The 7,641-nt window shown below is 38.6% G+C and carries 6 protein-coding genes and 1 rRNA gene; 6 read left to right on the top strand and 1 reads right to left on the bottom strand.

Annotation, left to right across the window (positions count from 1 at the left end; all coding sequences use genetic code 11):
- Positions 1-161 precede the first annotated feature (161 nt).
- The gene (locus tag NGR58_RS09595) at positions 162-614 is read right to left on the bottom strand and encodes a GNAT family N-acetyltransferase (protein ID WP_258089286.1); all 453 of its coding nucleotides are present in this window, start codon (positions 612-614) and stop codon (positions 162-164) included.
- 162 nt (positions 615-776) lie between these two features.
- Here NGR58_RS09595 and NGR58_RS09600 point away from each other — a divergent pair, with 162 nt between their 5' ends.
- From NGR58_RS09600 to NGR58_RS09625, 6 genes are all read left to right on the top strand, one after another.
- Positions 777-2,948 carry an LTA synthase family protein gene (locus NGR58_RS09600; RefSeq protein WP_258089287.1) on the top strand — a complete coding sequence of 724 codons (2,172 nt, stop codon included), beginning with the start codon at positions 777-779 and terminating at the stop codon, positions 2,946-2,948.
- A 446-nt stretch (positions 2,949-3,394) separates the two neighbouring features.
- Positions 3,395-3,865, top strand: a complete 471-nt coding sequence (locus NGR58_RS09605; RefSeq protein WP_258089288.1) for a MerR family transcriptional regulator — start codon at positions 3,395-3,397, stop codon at positions 3,863-3,865.
- 149 nt (positions 3,866-4,014) lie between these two features.
- Positions 4,015-5,277, top strand: a complete 1,263-nt coding sequence (locus NGR58_RS09610; protein ID WP_258089289.1) for a hydroxymethylglutaryl-CoA reductase, degradative — start codon at positions 4,015-4,017, stop codon at positions 5,275-5,277.
- 18 nt (positions 5,278-5,295) lie between these two features.
- On the top strand, positions 5,296-6,246 hold the full coding sequence (locus NGR58_RS09615) for an IpaB/EvcA family protein (protein ID WP_258089290.1): 951 nt from the start codon (positions 5,296-5,298) through the stop codon (positions 6,244-6,246).
- A gap of 10 nt (positions 6,247-6,256) precedes the next feature.
- A complete protein-coding gene (locus NGR58_RS09620) occupies positions 6,257-6,958 on the top strand; it encodes an NAD-dependent protein deacylase (protein WP_258089291.1) in 702 nt (233 codons plus the stop codon).
- Positions 6,959-7,409: 451 nt separating this feature from the next.
- A 16S ribosomal RNA gene (locus NGR58_RS09625) occupies positions 7,410-7,641 on the top strand; the annotation flags it as partial.

The raw sequence follows: 7,641 nt of genomic DNA on the forward strand, positions 1-7,641 counted from the left end.
TCCGTATTTTATAAGGCGGAATACCTTGTAGATACATTGTGACAGCTTCAATTTGTACTTCTTTTGAAAACATAGTAAAACCCCGTAAGTTTTGGAAATTACTCCAACTTACGGGGTTCAGTTCACCCCCGCATGCTTTTGCGAGGGTCCTTTTATCAGGACTATTCTACTGTAAAAATCATATGACGGTGATCAATATTAGCTTCTTGAAAAACAGGTCCCTCAGCAACGAAACCCAGTTTTTCGTAAAAGCCAATTGCTGAGACTTGGGCACCCAAATCAAGTGTTTGTGCATGCGCATTGCGGGCATCGATAATAATTTGTTTGAGCAGTGTCGCTGCATAACCGTTGCCACGAGCATCGCGTAATGTCGCAACTCGTTGAATGTGCCAATTTTTGGTCGCTGCATCTGTGGCGACACGGGCGGTCGTTACCGGTTTACCATCTAAAAAGCCAACATAATGTTCTGTCTGATTATCGAGACCATCGATTTCAATTGTAGCTGGTACGCCTTGCTCGGCAATGAATACTTGCTTACGGATCGTTAGGGCAGCATCATTGATGATACCAAGTCCTTGTGCGTGATTAACTTCTAAATATTTTTCTGGCATCATCTAATCCTCGCTGAATAAAGTTTTTACCATTTTAGCGCATCCCTTTTGGTTTATAAATAGTAAAAGTCTAAGGTGTATTCAGCAAAATTACGCTATAATAGAAAAGATTATTATTTTTTAAAAGTAATGGCACAAGATTTAGAAAGAAGAGAACAGACAACTATGACGCATAAGGGTCGTTTTTCTTGGATTAATACACGGTTTGGTTTCGTTATCTTATTGATTGTATTAGTTTGGGCAAAAACACAACTAGCAAATGTAATGGACTTTCACCTTTATTCAGGGGCTTCCATTATTCAAGTAATTACCTTGTTGCTCAATCCAATACCGATTGCTGCATTATTAATCGGGATAGCTTTTTATTTTCGGAAATCTAAGTTATTTTACCCAATAGCAATTGTTATGTACATCATTAATGTTCTGATGGTGCACTTAAATGTTGTTTATTATCGTGAGTTTACAGATTTTATGTCTGTGGCTACGATGCTAGGATACAACAAGGTTAATCAAGGGTTAAGCGCATCTGGTTTTGCGTTAACAAATATCCATGACTTGCTGTACTGGATTGATATACCTATCTTTATCATCTTATTTTTCCTAAAAAAGATGCATTTTGATAAGCAAGTAACGACAAAATTCATGGGCTTTGCATTTTCTACTTTTGCAATTTTCGGAGCAATAACGGTCCTTGTACTAGGTGAGGCTGATCGACCACAACTAATTACGCGTCAATTTGACAGTAAGATGTTAGTTAAATATCTGGGGATTGATACATATACGGTGTTAGATGGTATTAAGACCCATGGTGTGACGGAAATGCGCAAATCAGCGAAAAAGTCTGATATTGATAATGTTTTGTCATATGTTAACAAAAATTATACCGATGCCAATGCAAAGTATGCCGGTGTGGCTAAAGGTAAGAATGTGTTTGTGATTCATTTGGAATCGTTCCAGCAGTTCTCACTTGATTTAAAGGTCAATAACCAGGAAGTTACACCAAATCTAAATGATATCTACCATTCGGATTCAACGATTGGCTTTGATAATTTCTTCCATCAGGTTGGGCAAGGTAAAACATCTGATGCTGAGAATATGTTAGAGACATCAACATTTGGTTTGCCACAAGGATCACTATTCGCTACCCAAGGGAATGATCAAACCTTTCAGGCGATGCCAAATATTTTGAAACAAAATGGTGGTTATTCATCAGGGGTATTCCATGGTAACAATGCTAGTTTCTGGAATCGTAGTAATGTCTACAAAAATATGGGGTATCAAAATTTCTTTGATGCCAGTTATTACGATACCTCTGGTGATAAAGCGATGGGATATGGATTGAAGGATAAATTATTGTTCTATGATTCAATTCCTTATCTGGAAAAGATGCAGCAACCGTTCTATGCAAAATATATTACGGTAACTAATCATTTCCCTTATAGCCTCGATAATGAAGATAAGGATCCAAACTTTACGACAACGGATACAGACTCTGATGTTGTGAATGGTTATTTTGAAACAAACCATTATTTGGATCAGTCGATTGGAGAATTCTTTAATTATCTAAAGAAGTCCGGCTTATATGATAAGTCAATCTTTGTGCTATACGGTGATCATTATGGTATTTCAAATTCCGAAAATAAACAGTTAGCTTCGGTATTAGGAAAAGATGCTAGTGACTGGAGTGATTTTGATGATGCCCAGTTACAACGTGTACCGTTCATGGTCCACATTCCTGGCTGGCATGGTGGTGGTATTAACCACACATATGGTGGTGAGATTGATGTTATGCCAACATTGCTACATCTTCTAGGTGTTGATTCTAAAAAGTACGTACAATTAGGCCAAGACTTGTTGAGTAGTAATCGTAAACAGGTCGTTGCTTTCCGTGATAAAGATTTTGTCACGCCAAAGTACACGTATACGAACCGTGTTCTATATGATAATAAGACCGGTGAAGCGATTGAATCGCCTTCCAAGAAGGTGAAAGCTGAATTGGCTAAGTATAAAAAGGCTGTTCGTAAACAATTAAAGATTTCAGATAATTTGAATCAGAAAGATTTGTTGCGCTTTTACAAGCCAAAAGGTTACAAGGCGGTAGATGCATCTAATTACAACTACTCAAATGGTATGGCTAAACTAAAAAAGCTTGATGAACAGTTAGGTACTGGTTCAACATCCTTGTGGCATGAACGTGGTGATAAGAAATCACAATCATTGTATGAAACAGATGCTCCAGAAAAGGATAAACCAAAGTCGGATACATCGCGTATTCAACAAGTTAACCCTGATGGTGGTGATGATACTGATGGTGGTGACGATACACCAAATCCATAATAGGTATTGAATCGTATTTATAAAAGGTTGGGACAAAAATATGTCCCAATCTTTTTTGTTACAATCGGCTTCAAATCATTTTTTATCGCGCTCTGTATAAACGCGCTCCAAAAGACTGAAGCCTCAATGTAATGCAATTTACGCCATTCTTGTCCTACGCTTCGCTGCGGTCAAAAATAACGTAAACGACATTACACACCGGCTTCAAAGCGTCTTTTGTCACGCTCTGTATAAACGCGCTCCAAAAAATTAAAGCCTCAATGTAACGACAATTGCGCCATTCTGCCTCTGCGCTTTGCTACGAGTCAAAATGACACAATCATCGTTACACACCGGCTTTAAACCATTTTTTATCGCGCTCTGTTATCTTGTGCTATCTTTAACGAAGTTGACAAATTTGTTAGATAACCTGACAATAAAGTCGATTATATTTGAAGGAGAAGGTTATGGCATTTTCAGGAGTACATCATTTTCGAATGAAAGCTTTAGCATCTGAATTGTTTCAGTTCCGTATTGGTGAATTGGCGACGATGACTGGTGTATCAACACGTCAATTACGTTATTGGGAAAGCAAAGGTATTATTTCTTCATTGGAACGTGAAGGAGAACAAGATGCACGTGTCTATAACTATACAGCCTACGTCACTGTTGCCGTTATTAAAGAATTTTTAGACGACGGGTACACATTAAAGGGTGCTGTCAAAAAAACAAATGAGCATCAAAGAAATTGGCAAGTGTTGCATGATGTGATGAAAAATGCTGTGCAAGATGTTGTTTTGCTAGATGAAGCACCCGCTGTTGATTTAGGATTTTTTGATGAAGAAGAAACACAGCGTTTGTACGCACGTATAGATGAAAATAATAAAGTGAAGTATAGCGTCCGACCTTGGGCAGGTTACGCAGAAAGTATTGAATAGATAGTATAAATCAACATCTCGTGATTATAATGACCATTTGAAATATTTTTCATCTGGCGTGTGATTGGGGGATGTTTTTATATAAAGCGGGCGCAAATTTTCATTAATAACTGTTAAACTAATAGTAGATTAAATAAAGAGGAATAGTCATGGCAAATTGGCATAGTTTTTATAAACGTCCATGGTCAGAACGTTTAACCATTTTGACCAATAATCAAAATTTAACAACTGCAGAACAACAGTTAATGCAAAACAGTTATGATCATATTGGTGCCCAACAAGTAGAAAATTATATCTATAATTTTGGTGTGCCAACGGGTTTATTATTGCAATTACCGGTCAATGGACGTGAAATGATTGTGCCAATGACAACTGAGGAACCTAGTGTGATTGCTGCAGCCAATAATGGTGCCCGTATGATGCGGTATGGTGATGGTGTGCAGACCAAGCGACAAGAACATTTAATGCGCGGTCAAATTATCATTGTTAATCTTTCAGATATTGCAAGTTTACAAAGGTTAGTGCAGAATCAGATGAAAGAGTTATTGCAAATCGCCAATGATGCCCATCCAGCGATGGCAGCACGTGGTGGTGGCGCCAAGCGATTAACAGTCGATGTGCTGGATGAAACAACAGTCGCAGTCAATGTATTAGTGGATACTAAAGAAGCCATGGGGGCAAATACAGTCAACACAATGGCGGAGGCGGTGGCGACACAACTACGCCAAAAGGGGTATCAAGTCTTGATGGCGATCCTATCTAATTATGGTACAGAATCATTAGTTGAGGCGGAAGTTGCTATTCCAGTGACGGCGTTAGCAACGAAACAAGGACTACCTGGTCAGGTGGTTGCCGAAAAGATTGCTGCAGCAAGTCATATGGAAGAATTATCACCACATCGTGCGGTAACCGCTAATAAAGGTATTTTGAATGGTATTGAAGCGGTTGTACTTGCCAGTGGTAATGATACAAGGGCTGTGCATGCTGCTTTGCATGCTTATGCTGCTCATAGTGGCCAATATAGTGGCTTAATTTCATGGCAAGTTGTTGAGGATCAATTAATTGGCCGGACAGTAATGCCGATGTCAGTGGGCGTCGTTGGTGGATCAATTGGTATCGTGCCAGCAGTAAAGCTAAACCATCATATTATGGATAATCCAAATGCTGAGCAATTAGCAAGTATTATCATTGCAACAGGGATGGCTCAGAATCTAGCAGCATTGCGTGCATTAGTGTCAACCGGTATTCAGGCAGGCCATATGGCTTTACAAGCCAAATCGCTGGCGATTCAGGTTGGTGCTAAGGATAATGAGGTCGATCAATTAGTCGCACGATTAAATCAATCATCACAAATAAACGCATCCATGGCAAAGCAATTGTTACAAGAAATGCGGCATGTAAATGCAGAATAACAAAGATGGGATAGAAAAATGAAATTTACAAAAGAAACAATAACGTTATTAGACCAAGTGAATGAGTTGTATCCGGGTTCAGTTATTTTACGTGGTAATGAGGAAGCTAGTGGTGTGATTACCCATGACCAAGTATCAACTTCAATGTTGGGGACACGTCTAATGGTTGAAGTGAATGATGGAACTGCACCAGACTTTTTAGCAACTTCTGAATTGTTGATGATGTTATTGACTTTGAATGGGTACCCACAGGTTTATTTCCAATTAAAGGATGATGATGCGGAATTAACACATCAATTAATGATTATGGCAACCTACCTTTATCAACCAGCATTACGAGCAATTGTTTATCGCGAGCAAGCAGCTCATGGTTTACTGACTGATGATGTGATTAAAGGTGTCCTTGCTGGTGTACAGCAGACATTAACAAAAGAAACAGCTGACAATAATGGGGAGGCAGCATTGCGCCTGTTAACATTATTAGACTTACAAGTATTTTTACATGCGGTATCAAGTGATACGACAGCCATTGTTGAAACAATGACTGAATCTTACCCAAAGGCTTGGTCAGCAGCTAAAAAAATTGTAGATCCTATGCGCATTGATGACATTAAGGATCCGTTCACAGTTCATCGTGCTGTTGTGACAGCTTTTTCAATGTTTGATGAGCAGATGGTAGCTTGGGACTTACCAGAAATTTATGCTAGTGAATTTGTAACATTGACGCCAGTCTTGTCAGAGCGCCAATTGCGTCTGCCACTAGCACAAGTGTTTGATATCAAGCATATGACGATGAAAGATCGCAATACAGATAAAACAGCCTATGCCGGATTATTAAAAAATTCAGGTCAAAACAGTTTTGTGTTAGCTGTACCGGAAGATAAGTTGGCTGAATTCTTTAAGGAGCTTTACCAAGCACCTGTTAAAGAGGTGCTGACAAAGCTGGGTCAGCCGTTTGCAATACGATAAGGAGAAAATAATGACATTAGTAACGCCAGATATACAACAATTGATTGATAATGCGAAGAACATTGTCTTTTTGACAGGTGCAGGGGTATCAACTGCCTCGGGGATTCCAGATTATCGGTCAAAGGGTGGTATCTATGATGGTATTGCGTTACGCCCGGAGTATTTATTAAGTACAGAAGCGTTAGCAAGTGAGCCAGAAAAAATGTATGAATTTGCGAAGGAAAATATGTATTTTCCAGATGCACAACCTAATATTATTCATGAGAAAATGGCTACGTTAACGCAAAAGAACCGTGCTCGTATTATTACACAAAATGTTGATGGGCTACATCTAAAAGCAGGTGCTAAAAATGTTATTGAATTCCACGGTTCACTGTATAATATTTATTCAACGACGGATGGTAAGCCTAGTGATGTAGATACTTACTTGCAGTCACCTTACCGTGAAGATGGTGCTTTGTTACGACCAGCAATTACATTATATGGCGAGATTCCATTTAGGGTAGACGAGGCAGCGCAATGGATGACTCAAGCAGATTTGGTCGTTATTGTTGGAACAAGCTTTGTGGTTTACCCATTTGCCGGTCTTTTACAGTATGCTCGTCCTAATGTACCTGTATTAGCCGTTAATTTGGAACAAATTCCAGCGCCAGATCATGTTCAGCAGGTTGTTGGGGATGCACGTGAGTTTTTCTCAGAATTACAAGTATAAGTATCGCTACCGTAATGTATAATAGTCTATAGATAAAAAAGATTCGTGATGTGTCCTTTGGGTGGGTGATGGATCTTTTTTATTTTATATTCTGTTATTTTAGTTTGATAAAATGTTCGTAAAAAATTAATAACAACAATCTATTGACGAACATTAAATTAATTGTTATGATATACAAGTGGTCGAGTGAGACCAACAAATTACTGAAAATTGATTTAAAAAATGATTTAAATTAGTTGTTGACAATTAAATGGTTGTCCTGTAATATAGATTAAGTTGTCAGCGAGACAACGACGTAGACCATTGAAAACTGAATATCGTTTCGATGAAACAAATGTGTAGGGTCATCAAGTATTTTACTTGATACAAAACATTTGCGAAGTCAATTCGCTAGTAAATTCGTTTAACTTCTGTTAAACAACAAGTAACAAATGAGTTATACTCAAGCTTTTAAAATGAGAGTTTGATCCTGGCTCAGGATGAACGCTGGCGGCGTGCCTAATACATGCAAGTCGAACGCTTTGTCTTTAATTGATATGAAGGGCTTGCTCTGATTTGATTTTTTTGACAAAGAGTGGCGAACGGGTGAGTAACACGTGGGTAACCTACCTCTTAGCAGGGGATAACATTTGGAAACAAGTGCTAATACCGTATAATACTAACAACCGCATGGTTGTTAATTG

Origin of the sequence: Weissella fangxianensis, from assembly GCF_024718545.1 — a bacterium.
In the GTDB taxonomy this organism is placed as follows: Bacteria; Bacillota; Bacilli; order Lactobacillales; family Lactobacillaceae; genus Weissella; species Weissella fangxianensis.